Origin of the sequence: Chelativorans composti, assembly GCF_039541695.1 — a bacterium.
In the GTDB taxonomy this organism is placed as follows: domain Bacteria; phylum Pseudomonadota; class Alphaproteobacteria; order Rhizobiales; family Rhizobiaceae; genus Chelativorans; species Chelativorans composti.
This window is the reverse complement of the sequence record NZ_BAABGS010000008.1, coordinates 48,724-70,356: the sequence shown is the minus strand read 5'-3', so window position 1 is coordinate 70,356 and position 21,633 is coordinate 48,724. Positions and strand designations below refer to the sequence as shown.

Here is a 21,633-nt window from a genome sequence, read left to right as displayed (position 1 = left end):
TTCTGCCCCGGCAGCCCTATCCCAGCAACCGCTCGAAGTGCGCCCGGACCTTCTCGCTCATGTCTTCCAGGTATGCCTCCAGCACCTCGAGATTGGGCAGGTCGAGCCGCCGGAGCAGCGTGTCGGCGAGGCCGGGTGGGATGTTCTCCGGGTCGACGGGCCCGGTGAGGCAGAGGCGCGCCACCTGCTCGATCTCCGTGTAGAGGCGGTGCGCCTCGGTGAGCTCCGCCACCGTCTGCGGATCGGCGAAGTCGGGCGACAGATGAGCGAGGATGTCGTAGGTGCCTGTCATCCTCTCGCCGACGACACGGCCCAGGAGCGTGCCCACCTGCGCGATGAATTCGAGGTCCATCAGTCCGCCCGGCACGAGCTTCAGATCCCAGGCATTGTGCGGCGGCTTTTCCGTCTCGATGAGTTGCCGCATCTCGCGCGCGTCGTCCTTGATCTTCCGCTCCGGGCGGTTCACCGCGAGAATGTCCCGCACTTCCCGTTCAACCTTTTCGCACAGGTCCGCGTCGCCAGCCACCGCCCGTGCTCGCGTGAGCGCCATATGCTCCCAGGTCCACGCCTCCGTGTGCTGGTACTTGCGGAAGGCCTCGATATGCGTCGCCACCGGTCCCTTGTTGCCGGATGGCCGCAGCCTGAGGTCGAGCTCGTAAAGAACGCCCTCCGCGGTCGGCGCGGAGACGGCCGCGATCAGCCGCTGCGTGAGACGACCATAGTATTGCGACGGATGCAGCGGCTTCGGCCCGTCCGACTGCTCCGCCGCGGGATCGTGGTCGTAGAGCAGGATGAGATCGATGTCCGACCCTGCGGTAAGTTCGCGGCTGCCCCACTTGCCCATCCCGAGGATCGCCACGCGCCCGCCAGCGACGCCCCCGTGATTGCGCTCGAACTCCCGCTGCACGGCGGCGAGCGCCGACCGGATGGTCAGGTCCGCAAGATCCGAGAAAGCGCGACCCGCGCGCTGTCCGTCGATGCTGCCGGCCAGCAGCCGGATGCCGATCAGGAACTTCTGCTCGGCCGCAAAGATGCGCAGCCGGTCGAGGACTTCCTCTAGTGCCGTGGCGCCCGAGAGAAACGTGTCGAGCCGCTCGGACAGGTACTCCCGGCTAGGCAGCTCCGCCAGCAGCCCGGGGTCGAGCAGGCCGTCGAAGACATGCGGACGCCGCGTGATTATGCCGGCCAGTCGGGGAGCCGCCCCCATGATCATCACGAGCAGTTGCAGCAGTCCGGGATTGGACTGAAGCAGCGAGAACAGCTGGATTCCGGCGGGAAGCCCCGCGAGGAACTCGTCGAAGCGCATCAGCGCCTCGTCCGCCCGCTGCGTCTGCCCGAAAGCTTCGAGCAGCGCCGGCGTGAGTTCCGTCAGCCGCTCCCGCGCCTCCGCCGACTGGGTGGCCTTGTAGCGTCCGAAGTGCCAGCCGCGGATCACGCGGCAGATGTCGCTGGGCCGCTGGAAGCCGAGGTTCGTGAGTGTTTCCAGCGTGCCGGGATCGTCCACGTCGCCTGTGAAGACCAGATTGCCGAGCTTGCGCGAAAGCTGCGGAGCCGCCTCGAACAGGGCCGCATAATGCTTTTCGACGGTGCGTAGCGTACTTCGGAACGCCTCGGCGAAGGCTTCCTCGTCGGGGAAGCGAAGCATGAAGGCGATGCGCCGGAGCCCCTCGCCGTCGGCGGGCAGCGTGTGCTTCTGCTCGTCCGCCACCATCTGCACGGCATTCTCCACCTCCCGCAGGAACCAGTAGCTGCTGACGAGATCCTTCTCGGCCTCCGGCGTGATCCAGCCCCGCGAGCCAAGCCGGTGCAAATTGGCCACGGTCTCGCGCTCCCGCAATTCCGGGAAGCGGCCGCCCGCGATGAGCTGCTGGGTCTGGACGAAGAACTCGATCTCGCGGATGCCGCCGCGCCCGAGCTTCACGTTGTGGCCGAGCACGGCCACCTCGCCGTGGCCCTTGTGGGCGTGGATCTGCCGCTTGATGGAATGCACGTCGGCGATTGCCGCATAGTCGAGATACTTGCGCCACACGTAAGGCTGCAGCTCGCGCAGGAAGGCTTCGCCCGCGGCAATGTCGCCCGCCACCGCGCGGGCCTTGATCATTGCCGCGCGCTCCCAGTTCTGGCCGCGGCTTTCATAGTAGTGGAGCGCAGCATTCACCGGAATGGCCAGCGGCGTCGAGCCCGGATCGGGCCTGAGCCTGAGGTCGGTTCGGAACACATAGCCGTCTTCGGTTCGGTCCTGCAGGATGCGGATCAGCCGACGGGTGAGCCGCACGAAGGTCTCCACCGCCTCGTAGGGCTCGGGAACGGCGGGAGCCGTCGGGTCGATCAGCACGATCAGGTCGATGTCGGAGGAATAGTTGAGCTCGCGCGCGCCGAGCTTGCCCATGGCGAGGACGATCCACCCCGAGCCGGGCTCGGGCACGGTGGGATCGGGCAGCCTGAGCTTGCCCTGCCGGTTGGCGTCGAGCAGCAGAAACTTGACTGCCGCGCGCACGCAGGCATCCGCGAGACTGCTCAGCCGCCGGACGGTCGTCTCGGCGTCGCTCTCGCCCCCAAGGCTGCCGAGCGCGATCAGGTAATGCGCCTCGCGCTTGAGCCGCCGCAGCGCCTTCATCACGCTCGCTTCCGTCGCGCCTTCCGCGATGGCGGCAGCCTCGATCTCGCCATTCAGCGCGTCGAGCCGTTCCCGGAACGGATGGTCGAACAGCGCTTCCAGGCTTGCCGGCATGATCTGCATGCTGTCGCGCAGGTAAGGAGAGAGATCGGCGGCAGCACCCAGAAAGGACCTCAGCGGCCCTGCCGCGGCGAGCATGGCCGCGAGACGCTCACATCCCTTCTCTTCCGCGAACCGGCCGAGGGTCTTCAGCTCCTCTTCCGCCTGCGCGGGATCGAGCGGTTGAAGGGGTTTGACCGGGACGCCAAACCACGCGGTGCCATCTTCACGTTCCAGGGGCTGGGCGTCTGACGTCATGGGCATTCCGATCTGACTTGTAACGCGGGGTTCTAGGCCGCTCGTGTGTCAGACATTCTTAGCGTCTGGAAAGACCATGGCAACAGCCAGACCCTTCCCGTCCTTGCCATCGGAAAGCACGAGTTCGCCCTGATGGAAGGTCATGACTGCCCGCGCGAGGCTGAGGCCCAGGCCAGAGCCCGGCTGGCTGCGGCTCTTCTCCAGCCGCACGAAGCGCTCCGTGGCGCGGTGGCGCTCACTCTCCGGAATGCCCGGACCGTTGTCGGTAACGGTGAGGCGGACGGCGCCGCCACTGCGTGCGAGGGACACCGTGACTTCAGGTTTCCCGTTGGAGCCGGCGGAATACTTGATCGCGTTGTCGACGATGTTGGAGAGCGCCTGCGCGATGAGCTCGCGGTTGCCATTGATCTCGGCGCCTTCTGCAATATCCGCATTGAGGGCAACGCCCGCCTCCTCCGCGACCGGTTCGTAGAGTTCCACCACGTCCGCGATGATGGCCGCCAGATCGACCTTCGTCGTCGCTTCGGCGGAATACCCTGCCTCCAGACGCGAGATCATCAGAATCGCATTGAAGGTGCGGATGAGCTGGTCGGATTCGGCGATGGTCCGCTCAAGCGCCTCGCGCGTGGCCTGAGGATCGTCCTGTTCGGCAAGGGCCGCCTCGGCGCGGTTGCGCAGCCGCGTCAGCGGCGTCTTGAGGTCGTGTGCGATGTTGTCGGAGACCTGCCGAAGCCCCTCGTTGAGGGCCGCGATGCGTTCGAGCATGGCATTGAGGTTTTCCGACAGGCGGTCGAACTCGTCACCCGACCCGGAAACGGGCAGCCGGCGGGTGAGGTCTCCGCCCATGATCTGGCGGCTTGCCTCGGAGATGCTGTCGATGCGCTTCAGCGCCTTGCGACCGACGAAGAACCAGATGAGCGCAGCCCCCAGGCCCATCATGGCGAGCGCGGCGGTGAGCGCCCGGCGGACGATGGAGCGGTACTGCTCCGGCTCGCCCAGGTCACGGCCGACAAGCAGGATCATCTGGTTGGGCAGCCGCGCGACAAGGGCCACGGCGCGATGGACATCCGTGACCTCGCTCGCCTCCCCGTATCGGCTGTAGTAGAAGGGTTGCTCCGTCCAGCCCTCGATGTCGAGCACGCCGGGCTCGATCATCTCCACGTTGCCGGACAGGATAACGCCGTTGTGATCGGTGATGAGATAGAGATTGGCTCCCGGCTGTCGCGCCCGCACGGCGATGAGCCGGACGAGCCCCGTGAGCCCCCGCCTTTCGTAGACCTGCGTGAGCGTGGACACCTCCTCGAGGACCGCGTCCTGTGTTTGCGCCTGGATCATGCGCTGTGACAGCGCCGAGACATAGATCACCAGCACGAGGGCGCAGGCGGTGAACAGCAGAATGAACAGCGCGGAGAGCCGCGCCGCCGTGGTTCTCATCAAGGCGCTCAGGCGCAGCATCAGTCGGCCCGGATCATGTAACCGGCACCGCGCACGGTATGGAGCAGCGGCTTGTCGAAGCCCTTCTCGATCTTGCTCCTGAGCCGCGAGATGTGCACGTCGATGACATTGGTCTGGGGGTCGAAGTGGTAGTCCCAGACGTTCTCAAGCAGCATGGTGCGCGTCACGACCTGCCCCGCGTGGCGCATCAGATATTCGAGCAGGCGGAACTCGCGAGGTTGCAGGGTGATCTCTTCGCCAGCGCGGGTAACCGTGTGAGACAGCCGGTCCAGTTCCAGGTCGCCCACCCGGTGGACGGTCTCGACATCCTTGGAACCGCTCCGGCGGCTCAGGGCCTCGACGCGGGCAAGCAGTTCCGAGAACGCATAGGGCTTGATGAGATAGTCGTCGCCCCCCGCCCTGAGGCCGGTGACGCGGTCATCCACCTCGCCCAGGGCGGAGAGGATGAGCACAGGCGTGGTGTTGCCCTTGCCGCGCAGCTCGCGGATGACGGAAAGCCCGTCCTTGAGCGGCAGCATGCGGTCAACGACATAGACATCGTAATTGCCTGTGTCGGCCATGGCAAAGCCGGTCTCGCCGTCCATGGCGATGTCGGCGGTATGCCCCGCTTCTGAGAACGCCTTCTTGAGAAAGGTCGCCGCCTCGCGGTCGTCTTCGATGATCAGGATCTTCATGCGCCAGCTGCAGTTTCGGGAAACGTGGGACCGTACTTACAGGGAGGACCGGGGGCATGGAACCACGCCCCCGGCATGCAGCGGTGGAGAAATCAGCTGATCGGCAGCGTGACGAAGCGGTTGGCGTTGTCGCGCACGATCTGGACGAAGACGCGGCTGCGGCCGGCCTTGCGGGCCTCTTCCGCGGCGTCCTGAATGTCCTTGGCCGAAGCGACCTGCTTCGAGTTCACCGCCTTGATCACGTCGCCCGGCATGATGCCCGCGGCCTCGGCCTCGCTGTCCGGCTCCACGTCGGTGACCAGCACGCCCTCGCCATCCTCAGCCGGAGTGACGGACAGGCCGAAGTTGGTCACCGTCGCCTCGGACTGATTCCTGTCTCTGGGCGAAGCCTTGGCCATCTGGTCGTTGCCCGGCATCTTGCCCAGCTTGACGGTCAGGGTCTCGGACTTGCCGTTGCGCCAGAGACCGATTTCCACCTCAGCGCCGGGCTTCTGGCTGCCGATCTTGCGGGCAAGATCGCGGGAAGAGCTGACGGTCTCGCCGTTGACGGAGACGATGATGTCACCAGCCTTGATGCCACCCTTTTCCGCGGGCTCTCCGTCGTTCACGTCATTAATGAGCGCGCCCTTTGCCTCGGCGAGGCCGACCGACTCGGCGATCTCCTTGGACACGTCGGCGATCTGGACGCCGAGCCAGCCGCGCTCGACGGCGCCGTCCTTGATCAGGTCCTCGACCACGTTCTTGGCAAGACCCGCAGGGATCGCGAAGGCGATACCGACGTTGCCACCGGACGGCGAGAAAATCGCTGTGTTCACGCCGACGACCTCACCGGCGAGGTTGAAGGTCGGGCCACCGGAGTTGCCGCGGTTGACCGCCGCGTCGATCTGGATGAAGTCGTCATAGAAGCTTGCGCCAATGTCACGGCCGCGCGCGGAGATGATGCCGGCCGTCACCGTGCCGCCGAGGCCGAACGGGTTGCCGACGGCCACGACCCAATCGCCCACCCGCATCTTCGAGTCGTCGGCGAATTCGACATAGGTGAACTTGCGGTCGGCCTGCGCCTTGAGCACGGCGAGGTCGGTGCGGGGATCAGCACCGACAAGCTCGGCCTTGAGCTCGGTGCCGTCGTTCAGCACGATGGTGTACTCGCTGCCGCCCTCGACCACGTGGTTATTGGTGACGAGGTAGCCATCCTCGGAGATGAAGAAGCCGGAACCCTGGGCCACCGGACGCGGCTTCTGCGGTCCCCGCTCACGGCGGGGCGGACGCGCGCCGCGCTGGTTTTGCTCGCCACGGAACTGGTCGAAGAAGCGGCGCAGCGGATGATCCCGCGGAAGATCCTCGAATCCGGGGAAGCCGGGGAACGGCGCCATTGCCATGTCGCGATCCGGCTCGGTGCTGCTTACACGCACGCTGACGACGGCGGGCGACACCAGCTCGACCACATCAGCGAAACTGGGAGTATCGATCGGCTTGGAAAGCTTGACCGGGTCGGCGAAAACGGGGGCTACGCCTGTACCAACAGCGCCGAGGCCAACTGCACCGGCAAGGGCGAGCGTCGCCACCGTTGCAATGAGACTCTTCCTGGTCCGGAACTTGATCTTCTCGGAATTCATCGCTGGAACTGCTCCTCTTACGCAAGCCTCTTGGGCTGTTGTCCGAAACTCTGTCTAGCCCACGAGATAGGATTGCGCACCTTACGGCGCCATTTCCAACTGATGAAACTTTCGTAATGTTTTGACAAGAAGCCGTGCGGCTGCCGCAGGAGCGGGAAAGAACCTGCCGATCCCGCGTATCAATCCTGGGAATCGAGCGCCTTCCGCAGAGCGGCTTCCTCCTCGGGCGTCAGCCGTTCCACGGGACGGTTTGCGCGGGCGCGCCGGCGCGTCGCCGCCAGTACAAGGATGCCGCCGGCAATCAGCACGATCACCGGGGTGCCCCAGAGGATGAGGTTGCGCGCGTTGAACTGCGGCTTGAGCAGCACAAACTCGCCGTAGCGCGAGGTAAGATAGCTGATGACCTGCTCGTCGGTGTCACCGGCGAGGATGCGTTCGCGGACCAGCAGGCGCAGGTCGCGCGCCAGTTCCGCGGACGAGTCATCGATGGACTGGTTCTGGCAGACCATGCAGCGCAGCTGCGCCGACAGCGCGCGGGCCCGCGCCTCGAGCGCCGGATCGTCCAGCATCTCGTCGGGCGACACGACCGCCGCCGCGAGGTTGGCCGAAGCGAAGACGAGGAAAAGTGCGAGCAGAATCTTGCGCATGGGTATTTACCCCTTGGCTGCCTGGAGGGCTGCCTTCCGCCGCGTCGGAACGCCGACACGCAGGCGGCGGTCGCAGAGCGACAGAAACCCGCCGAACATCATCACCACCGCGCCCCACCAGATGAGCGTCACCTGAGGCTTCCACCAGGCATGGACCACGAGGCCGCTCTCAGTCGCATCGCCGATGGAGACGTAGAGCTGGCTGAAGCCGAAGGTGCGGATGCCGGCCTCGGTGGTCGGCATGGCGCGCGCCGTATAGATCCGCTTGGACGACGCGATCTCGCCAAGCCTGCGGCCATCAGGCCCCGTAAGATCGAAGACTGCCCGGTCTTCGCCGAAATTGGGGCCCTTGAGCGCCGCGATTTCCCGGAACCGCATGGTATAGCCGCCCGCCTCGACCACATCGTTGGGCTTCATGACGGTGATGCATTCCACCTGCATGGTGGTCACGCATGAAAGCCCGATGACCGTGAGGCCGATGCCGGCATGGGCGACGGCCGTGCCGAAGACTGAAAGCGGCAGTCCCTTGAGCCTGCTGAAGACCACGCCGGGGCTGGCCTTGCCCACGCCCGCCTTGAACACGATGTCCGTGAGGGAACCGAAGATGAGCCAGAAGCCAAGGCCGATGCCGAGCGCCGCGACGGTCGAGGCCCTGTCGACGAAGAACAGGACGCCGATGATGACCGCCGCCGAGATGGCGAAGGCTGCGAACAGGCGCTGTGCGGCGGCAAGCAGGTCACCGCGCTTCCAGGCAAGCTGCGGCCCGAACGGCACGGCGATCAGCAGCGGTATGGCAAGGGGGATGAAGGTGAGGTTGAAGAAGGGCGCGCCGACGGAAATCTTCTCGGCCGTCAGCGCCTCGATCAGCAGCGGGTAGAGGGTTCCCACCAGCACGGTCGCCGTGCAGGTGCTGAGGATCAGGTTGTTGAGCACCAGCGACCCCTCGCGCGAGATCGGGTGGAACAGTCCGCCCGCCGTAAGCGAGCTCGCACGCAGCGCGAACAGCGCCAGCGAGCCGCCTATGAAGATCATCAGGATCGCCAGGATGAAGACGCCGCGGGTCGGATCGGTGGCGAAGGCGTGAACGGACGTGAGCACGCCGGATCGCACCAGGAACGTTCCCACCAGCGACAGCGAGAAGGTGAGGATCGCCAGCAGCACCGTCCAGATTTTGAGCGCCGAGCGCTTTTCCATGACGATGGCCGAATGCAGCAGCGCCGTGCCCGCGAGCCACGGCATCAGCGAGGCGTTTTCGACGGGATCCCAGAACCAGAAGCCGCCCCAGCCGAGCTCATAATAGGCCCAGTAGGAGCCCATGGCGATGCCGCCCGTGAGGAACGCCCAGGCCATCAGCGTCCACGGCCTCACCCAGCGCGCCCATGCGGCGTCGATACGACCCTCGATGAGCGCGGCGGCCGCGAAGGAAAAGGCGACCGAGAAGCCAACATAGCCGAGGTAGAGCAGCGGCGGATGCAGCGCGAGCCCGATGTCCTGCAGCAGCGGATTGAGATCCTTGCCCTCGAATGGCGCCGGAACCAGGCGGGTGAACGGATTGGAGGTAAAGAGGATGAACAGCAGGAACGCGGTTCCGACCATGCCCTGCACGGACAGGACGTTCGCCCTGAGGGAGGGCGGAAGGTTCCGCCCGAAAACAGCCACCAGCGCGCTGAAGAAGGTGAGGATCTGCACCCACAGCAGCATGGAGCCCTCGTGGTTACCCCACGTACCGGTGATCTTGTAGAGAAGCGGCTGCGCCGAATGGGAATTTTCCCACACGTTCAGAATGGAGAAGTCCGACGTGACATAGCCGTGGACCAGCGTGGCGAAGGCGGCCGCCACCAGAAGGAAGCCGGCCACCGCCACCGGCTCGCCGACGCGCATGAGCTGCGTGCTCTCGAGGCGGGCACCCGCCAGCGGAACCACTGCCTGGACGATGGAGAGCGCAAGCGCGAGGACCAGCGCGAAATGGCCAAGCTCAACGGTCATTTGTCCGAACCGCCTTCCTGCCCTTCCCACACGCCGCTTTCCTTCAGCCGGTCGGCAACCTCGCGCGGCATGTAGTTCTCGTCGTGCTTGGCGAGCACGCTGTCGGCGACGAAGGTGCCATCCGCCCCGAACGTGCCTTCGGCCACCACGCCCTGCCCTTCCCTAAAAAGGTCGGGCAGGATGCCCGTGTAGCCCACCTTGATGGAATGCTGGCCATCGGTCACGGAGAAACGGACCGTCGTCCCGTCGATCCGCTCGACCGATCCGTCTTCGACAAGTCCGCCGAGCCGGATGCGCTCACCCGCCTGGACGGGATTGGCCAGCACATCCGCTGGCATGTAAAAATAGGATGTCTGCTGGCCGAGGGCGACCAGGGTAAGGCCCGCGGCCAGGGCGAGAAAACACATGCCGGCGGCGATCACGATCGCCCGCTTCTGTTTGCGCGTCATTGCTCATCCTCAGGCAGTACAAGGCCGAGCCCCCTGGCGAAGGAGCTCAAATCCCTGGCAGCTTCCGTGTTCTCGCCCAGCGCCTTCACTCCGCGCTGAAGGGCGTCCCGGGCAGCGTCAGTGCGCTGCAGGACGATATAGGAACGCACGAGGCGCTGCCAACCCTCCGGATCGTTGGGGCTTTCCCGCAGCCGGGCATCAAGCCTGGCCACCATCTCCTCGATCATCTGCTGCTGGCCATCCGGCGACTGCTGACTGCCGCCATCAGCCCGAGGCCCCGCGCTGCCAGCCTGGTCCTGTGCGGATGCCTCGCCGTCCGGTCCCCTTCCCTTCAAAGCTTCCTCGGCGATGCCGCGCCAGGGCGATCCCTCGGGCAGGTCGGCCACCATCTGGGTCCAGAGCGCGCGGGCTTCCTCGATCTTGCCCTCCTGCGCCTTGGCCAGCGCGACGAAGAAGCGCGACCGCGGCTCCGCCGGATCCTCGGCAAGCGCGTTCTCGAACGCCTTCACAGCCTCCGCGGTGACGATGCCCTGTTCGATACCCACGAGCGCCTCGCCAAGCATGGCGTAGGTATTGGCCGTCGCCCCGCCGAGCGCAATGATCTGCTGGTAAGCACGCGCCGCATCGGCGAAGCGGCCGAGACGCATGTAAATCGGCGCAAGCGCCTCCCAGCCGCGCCGGTCATCCGGATTGCTCGCCAGATGGGCCTCTGCCCTGGCGATGAGTTCCGAAATCGGCGCGTTCGCCGGATCTTCCTGCAGCCGGGCCGCCAGCGGCATGGCCGGCACACCGGGAGAGCCGAGATAGGAATAGACCGCCCAGCTGACCACCGGCACGGCAAGAACGCCCAGGACGGCGATCGCGCGGACGGCCTTGCTGGAAGTCCCGGCAGCTGCAGAACGCTCCTGGGTCGCGTTTAGCTTGAGGATGCGACGACCTATTTCGGCGCGCGCCTCCGCGGCGTCGGCCTCGGAGATCAGGCCGCGCTTCACCTCGTTCTCGAGCTCGGCCAGCTGGTCCTTGTAGACGGCAAGGTCATAGGCGGCTTCCGCAGCTCCCTTGTCCCGCCGCAGAAACGGATACATCACCGCCAGCGAGGCGGCAGCGGTGAGAACGGCGGTTATGATCCAGAACAGCATAGCGCCTCAAATAGCGACAATTCCCAGCACTGCCAACCGAGGCGGTTGCGGCCTTTTGACAAGATTTGGTGAATTCGGGCGCTAATTGAGCAGCGACCATGTCCCGTCAGGGTTGCGGCATGCCGTGCCGCGCAGCGACTGGGCGGGACCGCCCGCGCGGACCACGTGCGAGTAGGGACGGCAATCCTGCGAACCCACCCGGTAGGGCTGGGCGGCGATGACCGTACCGCTGCTGCCGCCGCTACCCTGCCACTCCACCGGCTGGCCGGCGGGAGCCGCCTCCAGCGCGCGCTGCTCAGCCGCCAGCGCGGAAGCGAGATCGGCCCGCGACAACCGAACGTTCGCCTGGGAGACGAGACCGGACGTTGCCGCAGCGCCACCCATCAGCGGTGGCGTGAACGCGACACTTCCTGATGCAACAGGGATCCTGCTGCCAGAGCATCCGGCGAGAAGCATCGCTGCCAGAGAGCTGATCATCAGACATGCGTGACGCATGAAACTCCTCATTCTCACGTCCAGTTCCCAGACGTCAGATCCCTTACCGTCCCTGCCCTTCCAGACCGGAATCTGCTGGAGGTTCTACTTAGGCGCATAAGCCCGTTATAATCAAGCAATGCGCAACTCCACCTCTGCGCGCAATCCGCCAAGTTCCGACCGGACGAGGCGCAGTTCTCCACCATACTCATCGACCAGATCCGCCACGATGGCGAGGCCAAGGCCGCTTCCCTGTTTCGTCTCGTCGAGGCGCCGCCCCCGCTTGAGCGCCTGCTTTGCCTGATCTTCCGGAATGCCCGGGCCGTCGTCCTCGATCGCGATCTGGAACATCGTCCGGTCCACCCGTGTCATGCCGGTGGATGTCAGCGAAACGGCAATTCTGCTCTGCGCCCACTTGGCCGCGTTCTCCAGCAGATTGCCGATGATTTCCTCAAGGTCCTCTTTCTCTCCGGCGAAGAAGAGCGGGCGTTCGGGCAGGTCCAGCGCCAGCTGTTTGTCGCGCGCCAGCTTGGCGAACACGCGTGCCAGCCGCTGCACGGTATCGTTCACGTCGGTGCGGACGGACAGCGTGCTGCGTTGCGCGGCCGCGCGGGCGCGCTGCAGATAGTGATCAATCTGCTTCTGCATCGCCTCCGCCTGGTTGCTGATGAGCTCGCCGCGCTGGTCGCCCATCGCGCGGCCCTCGTTCATGATGACGGTGAGCGGCGTCTTCAGCGAATGCGCAAGGTTGCCTACCTGCTTGCGCGACCGCTCGATGATCCGGCGGTTGCTGTCGATGAGGGCGTTGGTTTCATCGGCGAGCGGTGCGATTTCGGCGGGGAAAGGTCCGGTGAGCTTCTCGGCGGTGCCGGCGCGGATGTTCGCCAGCGCGTCGCGGATGCTGCGAAGCGGCTTCAGCGCCAGCAGGATGGCCGCCACGTTGATGATTACCATTCCGGCGCCGAACATGGCGAGATAGGCGAGCAGCCGCCGGGTGAAGCTTGTGATCTCGCGTTCAAGTTCCGTCCGGTTACCCATCACGCGAAACCGCACGATCCGGTCGCCCTGACCCAGCACCACCTCGGCCTCGATCACCTCGACCTGCTCGCCGCGGGGCCCGGTCGACAGATACTGCCGCCGGTAGTCGGAATCGAACGGAACGGAAGGATCCTCCGGAGGAGGCGGAAAGCCCGCGAGCGATGAGGAACGCAGCGCGTTGCTCAAGCCGGGAGAGACGGGCTCCACCGACCAGTACCAGCCGGAGAGCGGTTCGGAGAAACGCAGATCGCCGAGATTGGGCGAGCCCGAGATCCATCCGTCCTCGTTGGCGCTGACGGAAGCGATCAGGTTGAAGAGGTGAGCTGAAAGGACGGTCTCGAAACCGCGGTGACTGACCTGCCTGAAGAGTGCGGTGATGACCGTGGCGATGACGATGAGCGAGATGATCGCCCACAGGGAGGAAATGGCGACGACGCGGAAGGTCAGCCGCTGGCCGAGGCCCCGCAGCCGGGCAGCGAGCCCCTTCAGTGAGAACGGATGGGGCGTATTCTCACTCATTCGGTTCCCGTATGCGGTAGCCCATGCCGCGTACGGTTTCGATCAGATCCGCGCCGATCTTCTTCCTCAACCGTCCGACAAACACTTCGATCGTGTTGGAGTCGCGGTCGAAGTCCTGGTCATAGAGGTGCTCCACCAGCTCGGTGCGGGACACGACGGCGCCCTTGTGGTGCATGAGATAGGCGAGCATCCGGTATTCGTGCGACGTGAGCTTGAGCGGAATGCCGTTTACATCCGCCTTTGACGTGGTCGTGTCGAGCCGCAGCGGCCCGCAGGTGAGCTCTGAACTCGCATGCCCCGCCGCCCTGCGGATCAGGGCCCGCACTCGGGCCAGGATTTCCTCCATGTGGAAAGGTTTTGTGACATAGTCGTCGGCACCGGCGTCGATGCCGGCGACCTTGTCGCTCCAGCGGTCGCGCGCGGTCAGGATCAGCACGGGCATCTTTCGCCCGTCACGCCGCCAGCGTTCCAGCACGCTGATGCCATCCATGCGCGGCAGGCCGATATCCAGGATGACAGCGTCATAGGGCTCGGTGTCTCCCAGGAAATGCCCCTCCTCGCCGTCGAAGGCGCGGTCGACCACGTAGCTCGCATTCTCCAGCGCCGTGGTAATCTGGCGGTTCAGCTCCCGATCGTCTTCAACAACAAGGATTCTCATCGCGGGACGGTCTCTGACTGACTGCGGTCACATGAACGGCTGGCTCATCGGGCGGGCACCACCACTTCCTCGCGGCGTGGTCGCTCGCCATTCCCGCCCGGGATCAGTACGACGATCCGGCACACGATCTGTCCGCCCTGATTCTCCGCATTGGCGGCGGCGAGCTGTCCTCCCATCTGGGCGGCGACCCGTTGCCCGATCGCATAGCAATCGGCGCCCTGCGCCAGAACCAGCGGGGCATTGTCCTCCGCAGCACGGGCAGGCGCGGCAACCAGCAGGGTTGCTGCTGCGGCGAAGAGTCCGAAAATGGTCAGGCGGGCGTTTGTCATGAGGCGAGGTTTAGGATAGCACGTATGAATGGTGAATGAACGTGGAGCGTAATTAAGCATAAAACCATCGGCCCGGCCAATGCCACACTTACGCCAGATTGAATCTGCGTTCGGCGGCCACTCCGGGCCCGACCCTCACGCTGATCTGCCTCACCCGCAGGGTGACGGCATCCGGCATCACGCCGAAGTCGCCCAAGATTTCGGCTGACGGATAGACCCACACGGGCACGCTGACCATCTGGGACCGAACGACCGTCTCTCCGTCATCCGCGACCACCTCCACCAGATATCGCTCGTCGGTTTCGCTCAGCGGAATGTCCTCGCTGAGCCAGCTGTCGGACTCCGCGCTGCGATCGCTTCGTGTCCAGGAGAAATGCACGTCCCCGCCATTGATCCTGCACCGGAGATGGACCGGAGCAAGGGGCAGCAGGGCCCTCGTTCCTCCGCTTGCGCCAAGCGAGGAAAAATGGGTGTCGGAAAGATCGAATCCGGCTGGTCCGATGCGCCAGTTGAGGAGAAGTCCCGTCTCCTCGGGCCTCAGTCCTGCGGCGGTGACAGCCCCGTTAAGCAGCACGAAGGGAGAACCCGCGCCGGCCCCAGCGCGCATTGCGTCTGTCGTGCCGTGCTGCCCGCGCAAGAGACCGTCCAGAACCCATCGGTTGACGGCAATCTCCTGCGCTTTATGGAACTGGAGAATTTCCCAGACGCCATTGTCTGCAAGCACGGCCGCCGCATTTGCGCCCCCCAGCAGGAGCGGCAGCGACACGCTTTCCAGTTCGCCATCGAACAGCCGCACGTCCACCCGGGAAACGGGATCGAGCCGTCCGGTTACAGCCGTGCCCGGTAGCGGCGCGACAAGCTCGCCGATGATCGCTCGCTCAGCCACCACTCCCCGGAACGAAAAGCCCGTCGTCTCCGGCGAACGGTAGACGGCCTGACTTTTCCACGGCTTCGCCCGCACCGCGATGCGCAGACGCTCATGCGGTTGATCCTCCCCATTCACGAGAGGCAGATCCATGAGCAGGGCGTATGGCTTCCCGAAGGTCAGCGGCTCGCCACCGCCGCCTGCGGGAATTCTTCCTTCAGTCGCTGGCATGTCCGGCGAGCGTCGGATGCGCACCGCCTGTACCCGACGGACGAGCCCCTCCTCGATCTCTGTTACCAGGTAGTCCCGATCCTCTCCGTCGAGGCGGATTATCCTGCCGACCCGCACGTCCTGACGCGTTATTGGCAAGGCGAAGGAGACCCCCTCCCGCCTGTCCCAGATGCGGTGCAGGAAATTGGCAGCCAGTGTCTCCGCCTCGTCCGCCGCCAGCACGCCCGGAAAGCTGATGAAGCGCGTGCCCGCCCCCTCGGTCCCGGCCAAATCGACGCAGGCGGTGGCGGACTGATGCTCGTTGAGCTGGTCGCGAAAGTCGAGGTGCACTTGGCCGGGGAGATCGTGATCCGGCGTCCGCACGCGGGCGAGCACGTCGCCCTCGTCGGGAATGACGAGATCGCCTGCCGGAATTGTATCGGTCTGCTCCATCCCCTCGGTCGCAAACACCAGCCGGTCCCCTTGCGAGCGTACGGAAATGCCGAACAGCTCCACGATCGGTTCGAGCGCGGCGCGCGCCGTCGTGGGATTGGCGATCACATAGCCGCTCACCATTCCGTCCGCCCGCGACGTGGCGGCCGCCGGCAGGCCGAAATCCGCCATGATCCGGTCGATCAGCGCGCCGACCGGTATCGCGTTCAGCCGCCCGTTGAGCCAGTGGCCACAGATCCAGTTCTCGCCGTCTCCCCAGACCTCTTTCTGGACGGGAAAGGCCGGAAAGGGCCGCAGGTCCCATGCCCAGACAGAGAGCGCGTCCGGATCCACCATCCGACCGCCATAGACCGGAGACGTTGGGTTAGCCTCCTCGCCACCCTCCTGCCAGTGCAGGTGATGGGCTAGCAGGAACCGGTACTGTGCGAGGTCGGACCGGCCGCCGTTCGAAAAATGTGGGATACCGTTCTCAGCGGACTTCGGGTCGCGAAACAGGTTCGGCTGATTGGGCCCCTTGTCCACCGCCCCGCAACCGAGCTCGGTGAAATGGAAGGGCTTCGACATGGGCACCCACGCCGTGGGCTGTGCCTGTTCCACGCCGCCGATCCGATTGTAATGCAGATTCGACCACCAACCGGGAAGGTCCTTGTATCGGAACACCCAGTCCTTGCCGTGGCTCCATCTCCTATCGGCGTCCGCACGCGCGCATGCCGGTCGGCAGGGCTTGCATAGTACCAGTCGAAGCCTTCGCCGCCCGTAATCGCCGCTTTCAGGGCCACAAGATCATAGGCGCTGGCCGCCCCGTCAGGATTACCCCCGGATACGTCTTCGTCCCGCCAGTCGGAAAGCGGCATGTAGTTGTCGATGCCGATGCAGTCGATCGCCTCGCTGGCCCATAGTTCGTCCAGGTGGAAGAAGACGTCGCCGGACCCGTCCTGCGGATGGTAGCCGAAGTATTCGCTCCAATCGGCGGCATAGGTGATCCGCGTTCCGCCACCGAGAATGGAACGGACATCCTCTGCCAGCGCCACCAGCCCTTCCACGAACGGAAACGCGTTGCCCGTATCTCGCACGCGGGTGAGACCGGGCATCTCCGAACCGATGATGAACCCGTCGACGCCCCCCGCCATGGCAGCGAGATGGGCGTAGTGCAGGATGTGGCGGCGGAATCCCCAGTCGTTCGCATTGCCGGTGAAGGCCACCGTATCGCCACCATGGACGAACTGCGTTGCTCCGGCCGATCCCAGGAATGCCTCGACCTGCGTCCGCGCTGTCCCCGTCCGGTCCGCGCTGCCCGGCCTGCCGGGAGCCGGATCACAGGTGATCCGACCGCGCCAGGGATACGCCGCCTGCGCCACGTCGCCGTAGGGATCCGGAAACCCGTTGTTCTCCGGCACGTCCATCATGACGAACGGATAAAGGGTGACCTTGAGACCGCGCGCCTTGAGCGCCCGTATCGCGTCGACGACAGTCCTGTCGGCGGGAGTTCCTCCGTAGGCGGCCCTGCCGTCGTGCTGCGAGACGGTCTGCGCCTGGGCCCGGGTCAGGCCGGACACGCGCCACGGCAGTGAATAGTTGCCTTCCGCCCGGGTGACGCGCGGCTCGATCCGGCAATGGCCGCCCGCAGGTCCGTCCCGAACCAGCTGACCACCAGTGAAACGCTCTTCAGGTTGGGGCAGATGGCCAGCAGCTCGTCCACTGCCGCATCGAAATCCGTGCGACCGTAAGCATTGTGACGGTTGACCGCGATCGTCTCCCCTGGTTCGCCAGCAACGGTGATGAGGTGTGGTGAGAGGCCATATTCGGTAGATCCTGGTATCAGCGCCACCGAACGGATCCGTTCGCAGAGCGCCCCGCCCGGGCGCAGCACCTCGAACTGGAACTGCGGGATGCGCCGTCCGAAATCGTCGATGGGGAACCGCTCGAACACCACATAGGCCACGCCGCGATAGGCGGGAGCATTGCCAACACCCTGCTTCGCCTCGATCAATGGGTCGGGAAGCTGCTCCTCGTCTCCCCGGTAGACGCGGAACTCGTAGTTGCTGAGGTCGAGCTCGCGCCCGTCCGCCCAGATGCGGCGCACCCCCGCAATCTCCCCTTCGCACAGCGCCAGCGCGACATTGGCGAAATAGGAATACGTGGTCTGCTTGGGCCCCATCTTGCCGGCCCGCGTCGTCGTCGAGCGTTCCTCGAAGCGCGTCGCCCAGATCAGCGCGCCACCCACGCGCATGGTACCATAGACCCTGGGCAGCGGACTGCCCTCTTCGGCCGTCATCGGACGGCCCTGCCCGAGCCGCGGTCCTTCGTAGTGTTGGCCGCGCGTAAGGATCGCCCGGTCGACCATGTAGCCCGCAAAAGCTCCGACGGCCGCGCCGATCGCCGCCCCCACGGCACCGAACATGCTGCCTAGCCTCGCGCCCGCGCTCTGCAAGACGATCGTTGCCATGGCTCAAGCCCCCACTCTCTCTGGAAAAGCGAAGACACGTGCGATCCTCCGCCGCCATTGCGGCACCAGGCGGGAGACAGTCACGGCCGTCCCCTCGTAGGCGTGAACGAAGCGTTCGCCATCGATGCAGATGCCGGCATGCTTGGCCGGCACGTCCGGCCGCCAGCGGAACACGATGAGCCGTCCTGTATCGGTCTTCCCGTCTGGACAGGTGACGAAGTGCCTGCGTACAGCTTCCAGCAGCAGCTCCTCGCCACCCGCCTCGGCCCAGTCCCGGCTGTAATGGACCGGAGGTTCCGGCTCCCTGCCGTAGAGCGCACGCCAAACGCCCCTGACCAGTCCGAGGCAGTCGCAGCCCACGCCCTTGCAGCTGCCCTGATGGCGGTACGGTGTTCCCACCCATTCCAGAGCCGCAGCCGCCACGGTCCGTCCCCACATTGCTGTTTGGTCGCTCATGGAACGATCGGCCCCCCGTCAAACACTTGATCCTCGGTGACGTAGCTGTATGCGGCGTCATTGCCCGGCAGGTGGGGGAAACCGCGGAAATTGATGGCGTTGCCAAATATTGCCCTGCACGTTGCAAAGGACTTGTCGCAGCCGGCCGTCACCGTGAAGACATCACCCTTCAGCGCTGCAATAGGCTCCACCCCCCGGAGATCCAGCCGGTCCAGTCCGCCCTCCTTGCGGTGCGCGACAATTTGCTCACTGCGCCCTGCCAGGCTTCCGCTCCCCCACGTCAGAATGCCATGGCTGAACCAGCCGCCCTCGAAACCTTCCAGCCCCGAAACCAGCACCGCAAACGCCCTGACTTCCTCTACGATCCCCTCGCTCTTGAAACCCGGCGCATGGAGGTCAACGCCGCATCGTGCGTCTCCCAGCTCGGCGTCGCAGGTGCGTCTCAGCGTCCGCCCGTTCGTTCGGTCGAGCATCCGTTCAAGGCTTTCGAGTTCGGCCACGAAATGCCCGTCGCGTCGGGAGATCTGCCCGATGACCCATCGCCCGATCCGCGCGAACTGGCTGGGAGCCATCCAGTTGACGAGCAGCGTCTCCACCACCGCCCCGTCATAAACACCCGCGATGATGTCCTCCTCGCTGATGTCCGCCGAGGAGAGCACCCCCTGCACGTCGGTCGCGTCGGCGGCCATCCCCAGCGAACGCCGCGCTTCAGACGCGGCAAGCCCGCTCTCCGGCCGGAACACCGTGCCGTCGCAGTCCAGCGCGCCGTCATGGTCTGTGAATCCCATGGTGTGCCCGTCGCGCCGCACGATACGCTAGCATTGGCAGACGGTGGTCACCTCCCCTTCCAGATGGGACGCAAGATCGTCCGGCAGCACGGTCATGACAGCACCTCGATCAGCGGGATGGAGGGAATGTGCCCGGCCTGAAAGGACGTGATGCCCGCCGAAATCTGCTCCGTGTCGAAGCGCACCGGCACGTCGAACTCGAATCCGGCGGTGATGACCGATCCTTCCGGCGGCGGCTCCTCAAACACCACTTCGCCGCCGGGGCCGACCGAAAAATCCTCCTCTCGAATCTTTTCCACCCGGTTCACGGCCACCCGAACAGTCTCCGCCACCGGATATCGAATGATCCTGGAATAGGCGTCCGGCCCGCTCCCATAGATCTTCACAATCTGGAACCGTTTCGTCTCGCCGTCGCCAATGCCGAGCGTCTGATCGAGCGCCGATACGGTCTCGTTGGGCGCGCATGACTTCATGTCGAACGGGTCTCGGAATCGGAAGGCATGCAGGGAACCCCGCCTCGCCTCGAAGAACTCCATCACCAGGTAAAGGTCTTCAACCGAACGGAGCCCCGTCCCCGCATCATACCGCCTGCGCGAATGCGCGGTTCTGGCGTTCCGCTTCTCCACTCCGGATGTGAGCTGAACGATTTCATTACGCCGTACCGGCCCGCCGGTCGCGCCGAACGCGATCCGCGCCGGAAAGCGCACATCATGAAAACTGTCCATTCTGGCCCCCGCCAGTTTTCAGGTGACTTTCTGCTTGCCGGGCAGCGAGCCCGCCCAAAGAAGGGATGCGCTTCGGGAGATGCGGCCCCGGCTCCCTCCCATACCTTCAAGAGAGACCGGTCAGAGCCCTCGCGCCCCGCGCGAGACGGCCCGCGCCAGCATCGTGGTGATCTGTGCCTCGGACTTGCGGAAGGAAGCCGCGTCCTGCGCCGTCACGTTGAACACCACCTGCACAGCTCCCCCGCGCCCGCCCGCAGCCGCGACCCCAAGCCGCCCGTCCGCCGTTCTCTGCAGCGGCAGGATAGCTTCCGGCCCCGCTTCACCCATCAGGCCGATGTTTCTCCCAGCCGGGAAATAGGTAGGGCTCGATACCACACCGCCGGCTGCGAACGGCACCACGCCCCCCTCCGCGAACGGCATGATCCCGCGAAACACACTGCCGAAAACGTTGCCCATCAGGCTCTTCAGCGGATTGAGCCCCTGCTCCAGCCCCATGCCCGCCAGGCTGAGCCCGATCCGACGCAACACGTCCTCGAGCGACTTTCCGTTCACCACGGCGCCTTTGAGCGCCCCTCCAAGCTGCTCCCCGAACGTCTGCGACAAGGCCGTCAGGTTGTTGAGCGCGCGCTCGAAGGGCGCGGTATCCGCAACGATTGGCACCCGTACCTCTTCAGCCATCCTGTCTACCCCCTCCTTTGCTGCCCGGCACACCTGCGTCGGGGAACAGCCGCATCAGCTCTTCCAGTTCTCTGCGCTGCAGCGCCTGCCCTTCGCCCGGCTCGAAGACCGAGAGCGCAGCGGCGAGCTCCCGCGGGCTCATTGCCCAGAAATCCTTTGGCGAAAGCCGCAACCACGCGAACGCGATCCCCATCGCCTGCTGCCAGGGAAACGGCTCGCGCTGCGCCGTTGCGGCTTTCAAGGGTTTGCCTCGCTCTTTCGCCCTTCCTGCTCCCCGAATGTCACGGAAAGCAGTTCAGCGACGATGCGCGCGAAACCCACCGCCCCATTCTCGCATCGCATGGCAAGCACCTCGGCGTCGGGGATATCGTTGCCGCCACCGCGCAACCCCGCGCCGATCACCGCCGCCATGTCCCTTGCCGACAGCCTGCCGTTCGAGAACCGCTCCACCAGCGCATTGATGTCCTGCGTCTCGAACGCGGCCTCCAGCTCCGCCAGCGCCCCCAGCGTAAGACACAGGCGATACTCCCGCCCATCGAGCCTCGCGCTGATCTCGCCCCGCCTGCGATTGACGATCATGCGGCCTCCGTGAAGGTGAGTTTGCCCGCGGATTCGAGCGCGATCTCGAACACCACCTCGCCGTCGTGATTGCCCGAATATTCTAGTGCCGTGATCTGGAACGGCCCTGTGACAAACCCGAACGAGGGTATCGCCAGCTGCCACTGGGCAATTGTTCCATTGAAGAACCGCTCGCGGATTGCCGCATCCGACGCCGCGTCCTTGAAGATGCCCGAACCGCTTATGGAAGCCCTTTGCACCCCGCTTCCCGCCAGCAGCTTCCGCCAGCGTCCTTCGGATTCCGCATCTGTGATATCGACGGTCTCGCTGTTGAACGCGAGCCGTTTCGACCTCAACCCGGCGACGGTCGCGTACGTGCCGTCCCCTGCCAGATCCAGCTTTAGGATCAGGTCCTTGCCCCTCTGCGCCACCATGAGAATGCCCCCTGAGTGGGTTCCGTGAACGGCAAAGCCGCCCCCCGGAACTGCCCAAACGT

General features: G+C 65.3%; 19 protein-coding genes and 1 pseudogene. All 20 read right to left on the bottom strand.

Annotated elements, in window-relative coordinates; translation table 11 throughout:
* Positions 1 to 16: 16 nt before the first annotated feature.
* A complete protein-coding gene (locus ABD906_RS00910; RefSeq protein WP_345097699.1) occupies positions 17 to 2,974 on the bottom strand; it encodes a bifunctional [glutamine synthetase] adenylyltransferase/[glutamine synthetase]-adenylyl-L-tyrosine phosphorylase in 2,958 nt (985 codons plus the stop codon).
* Between the two features lie 48 nt (positions 2,975 to 3,022).
* Positions 3,023 to 4,429: a sensor histidine kinase gene (locus ABD906_RS00905; protein ID WP_378188480.1), complete on the bottom strand. Its 1,407-nt coding sequence runs from the start codon at positions 4,427 to 4,429 to the stop codon at positions 3,023 to 3,025.
* Complete coding sequence (locus ABD906_RS00900; RefSeq protein ID WP_345097698.1) at positions 4,429 to 5,103, bottom strand: response regulator transcription factor; 675 nt, start codon at positions 5,101 to 5,103, stop codon at positions 4,429 to 4,431. Before ABD906_RS00900 ends, ABD906_RS00905 begins: the two co-directional genes overlap by 1 nt.
* A gap of 92 nt (positions 5,104 to 5,195) precedes the next feature.
* Positions 5,196 to 6,719 carry a Do family serine endopeptidase gene (locus ABD906_RS00895; protein ID WP_345097697.1) on the bottom strand — a complete coding sequence of 508 codons (1,524 nt, stop codon included), beginning with the start codon at positions 6,717 to 6,719 and terminating at the stop codon, positions 5,196 to 5,198.
* A 179-nt stretch (positions 6,720 to 6,898) separates the two neighbouring features.
* The gene (locus tag ABD906_RS00890; RefSeq protein ID WP_345097696.1) at positions 6,899 to 7,366 is read right to left on the bottom strand and encodes a cytochrome c-type biogenesis protein; all 468 of its coding nucleotides are present in this window, start codon (positions 7,364 to 7,366) and stop codon (positions 6,899 to 6,901) included.
* Positions 7,367 to 7,372: 6 nt separating this feature from the next.
* Complete coding sequence (locus ABD906_RS00885; protein WP_345097695.1) at positions 7,373 to 9,352, bottom strand: heme lyase CcmF/NrfE family subunit; 1,980 nt, start codon at positions 9,350 to 9,352, stop codon at positions 7,373 to 7,375.
* Positions 9,349 to 9,801, bottom strand: coding sequence for a cytochrome c maturation protein CcmE (gene ccmE, locus ABD906_RS00880; RefSeq protein ID WP_345097694.1), 453 nt, complete (start codon positions 9,799 to 9,801; stop codon positions 9,349 to 9,351). The genes ABD906_RS00885 and ccmE overlap by 4 nt, the downstream gene beginning before the upstream one ends.
* Positions 9,798 to 10,940: a c-type cytochrome biogenesis protein CcmI gene (ccmI, locus tag ABD906_RS00875; RefSeq protein ID WP_345097693.1), complete on the bottom strand. Its 1,143-nt coding sequence runs from the start codon at positions 10,938 to 10,940 to the stop codon at positions 9,798 to 9,800. The genes ccmE and ccmI overlap by 4 nt, the downstream gene beginning before the upstream one ends.
* A gap of 81 nt (positions 10,941 to 11,021) precedes the next feature.
* Positions 11,022 to 11,435 carry a hypothetical protein gene (locus tag ABD906_RS00870; RefSeq protein ID WP_345097692.1) on the bottom strand — a complete coding sequence of 138 codons (414 nt, stop codon included), beginning with the start codon at positions 11,433 to 11,435 and terminating at the stop codon, positions 11,022 to 11,024.
* A gap of 111 nt (positions 11,436 to 11,546) precedes the next feature.
* The gene (locus ABD906_RS00865; RefSeq protein WP_345097691.1) at positions 11,547 to 12,971 is read right to left on the bottom strand and encodes a sensor histidine kinase; all 1,425 of its coding nucleotides are present in this window, start codon (positions 12,969 to 12,971) and stop codon (positions 11,547 to 11,549) included.
* Positions 12,964 to 13,629 carry a response regulator transcription factor gene (locus tag ABD906_RS00860; protein ID WP_345097690.1) on the bottom strand — a complete coding sequence of 222 codons (666 nt, stop codon included), beginning with the start codon at positions 13,627 to 13,629 and terminating at the stop codon, positions 12,964 to 12,966. The genes ABD906_RS00865 and ABD906_RS00860 overlap by 8 nt, the downstream gene beginning before the upstream one ends.
* Before the next feature lie 44 nt (positions 13,630 to 13,673).
* The gene (locus ABD906_RS00855; protein WP_345097689.1) at positions 13,674 to 13,958 is read right to left on the bottom strand and encodes a hypothetical protein; all 285 of its coding nucleotides are present in this window, start codon (positions 13,956 to 13,958) and stop codon (positions 13,674 to 13,676) included.
* Positions 13,959 to 14,046: 88 nt separating this feature from the next.
* Positions 14,047 to 17,932 (bottom strand): annotated as a pseudogene (locus ABD906_RS16070) (baseplate multidomain protein megatron).
* Positions 17,933 to 17,935: 3 nt separating this feature from the next.
* Positions 17,936 to 18,388 (bottom strand): NlpC/P60 family protein, encoded by a 453-nt coding sequence (locus ABD906_RS00835; protein ID WP_345097687.1) that lies wholly within the window; start codon positions 18,386 to 18,388, stop codon positions 17,936 to 17,938.
* On the bottom strand, positions 18,385 to 19,197 hold the full coding sequence (locus ABD906_RS00830) for a DUF2163 domain-containing protein (protein ID WP_345097686.1): 813 nt from the start codon (positions 19,195 to 19,197) through the stop codon (positions 18,385 to 18,387). The genes ABD906_RS00835 and ABD906_RS00830 overlap by 4 nt, the downstream gene beginning before the upstream one ends.
* Before the next feature lie 71 nt (positions 19,198 to 19,268).
* Positions 19,269 to 19,901 carry a phage distal tail protein, Rcc01695 family gene (locus ABD906_RS00825; RefSeq protein ID WP_345097685.1) on the bottom strand — a complete coding sequence of 211 codons (633 nt, stop codon included), beginning with the start codon at positions 19,899 to 19,901 and terminating at the stop codon, positions 19,269 to 19,271.
* Positions 19,902 to 20,021: 120 nt separating this feature from the next.
* Complete coding sequence (locus ABD906_RS00820; RefSeq protein ID WP_345097684.1) at positions 20,022 to 20,579, bottom strand: phage tail tape measure protein; 558 nt, start codon at positions 20,577 to 20,579, stop codon at positions 20,022 to 20,024.
* Positions 20,572 to 20,820 (bottom strand): phage tail assembly chaperone, encoded by a 249-nt coding sequence (locus ABD906_RS00815; RefSeq protein WP_345097683.1) that lies wholly within the window; start codon positions 20,818 to 20,820, stop codon positions 20,572 to 20,574. Before ABD906_RS00815 ends, ABD906_RS00820 begins: the two co-directional genes overlap by 8 nt.
* Positions 20,817 to 21,158: a gene transfer agent family protein gene (locus ABD906_RS00810; protein ID WP_345097681.1), complete on the bottom strand. Its 342-nt coding sequence runs from the start codon at positions 21,156 to 21,158 to the stop codon at positions 20,817 to 20,819. The genes ABD906_RS00815 and ABD906_RS00810 overlap by 4 nt, the downstream gene beginning before the upstream one ends.
* Positions 21,155 to 21,571, bottom strand: coding sequence for a phage major tail protein, TP901-1 family (locus tag ABD906_RS00805; RefSeq protein ID WP_345097680.1), 417 nt, complete (start codon positions 21,569 to 21,571; stop codon positions 21,155 to 21,157). Before ABD906_RS00805 ends, ABD906_RS00810 begins: the two co-directional genes overlap by 4 nt.
* Between the last annotated feature and the right edge of the window lie 62 nt (positions 21,572 to 21,633).

What these genes read in the sequence shown, in the direction of transcription:
- ABD906_RS00870 (WP_345097692.1), bottom strand. Translation starts at nt 11,435, where the DNA reads ATGCGTCACGCATGTCTGATGATCAGCTCTCTGGCAGCGATGCTTCTC.
- ABD906_RS00855 (WP_345097689.1), bottom strand. Translation starts at nt 13,958, where the DNA reads ATGACAAACGCCCGCCTGACCATTTTCGGACTCTTCGCCGCAGCAGCA.
- ABD906_RS00885 (WP_345097695.1), bottom strand. Translation starts at nt 9,352, where the DNA reads ATGACCGTTGAGCTTGGCCATTTCGCGCTGGTCCTCGCGCTTGCGCTC.
- ABD906_RS00825 (WP_345097685.1), bottom strand. Translation starts at nt 19,901, where the DNA reads ATGGACAGTTTTCATGATGTGCGCTTTCCGGCGCGGATCGCGTTCGGC.
- ccmE (WP_345097694.1), bottom strand. Translation starts at nt 9,801, where the DNA reads ATGACGCGCAAACAGAAGCGGGCGATCGTGATCGCCGCCGGCATGTGT.
- ABD906_RS00835 (WP_345097687.1), bottom strand. Translation starts at nt 18,388, where the DNA reads ATGAGCGACCAAACAGCAATGTGGGGACGGACCGTGGCGGCTGCGGCT.
- ABD906_RS00820 (WP_345097684.1), bottom strand. Translation starts at nt 20,579, where the DNA reads ATGGCTGAAGAGGTACGGGTGCCAATCGTTGCGGATACCGCGCCCTTC.
- ABD906_RS00905 (WP_378188480.1), bottom strand. Translation starts at nt 4,429, where the DNA reads ATGCTGCGCCTGAGCGCCTTGATGAGAACCACGGCGGCGCGGCTCTCC.
- ABD906_RS00810 (WP_345097681.1), bottom strand. Translation starts at nt 21,158, where the DNA reads ATGATCGTCAATCGCAGGCGGGGCGAGATCAGCGCGAGGCTCGATGGG.
- ABD906_RS00805 (WP_345097680.1), bottom strand. Translation starts at nt 21,571, where the DNA reads ATGGTGGCGCAGAGGGGCAAGGACCTGATCCTAAAGCTGGATCTGGCA.
- ABD906_RS00865 (WP_345097691.1), bottom strand. Translation starts at nt 12,971, where the DNA reads ATGAGTGAGAATACGCCCCATCCGTTCTCACTGAAGGGGCTCGCTGCC.
- ABD906_RS00910 (WP_345097699.1), bottom strand. Translation starts at nt 2,974, where the DNA reads ATGACGTCAGACGCCCAGCCCCTGGAACGTGAAGATGGCACCGCGTGG.
- ABD906_RS00890 (WP_345097696.1), bottom strand. Translation starts at nt 7,366, where the DNA reads ATGCGCAAGATTCTGCTCGCACTTTTCCTCGTCTTCGCTTCGGCCAAC.
- ABD906_RS00860 (WP_345097690.1), bottom strand. Translation starts at nt 13,629, where the DNA reads ATGAGAATCCTTGTTGTTGAAGACGATCGGGAGCTGAACCGCCAGATT.
- ABD906_RS00900 (WP_345097698.1), bottom strand. Translation starts at nt 5,103, where the DNA reads ATGAAGATCCTGATCATCGAAGACGACCGCGAGGCGGCGACCTTTCTC.
- ccmI (WP_345097693.1), bottom strand. Translation starts at nt 10,940, where the DNA reads ATGCTGTTCTGGATCATAACCGCCGTTCTCACCGCTGCCGCCTCGCTG.
- ABD906_RS00895 (WP_345097697.1), bottom strand. Translation starts at nt 6,719, where the DNA reads ATGAATTCCGAGAAGATCAAGTTCCGGACCAGGAAGAGTCTCATTGCA.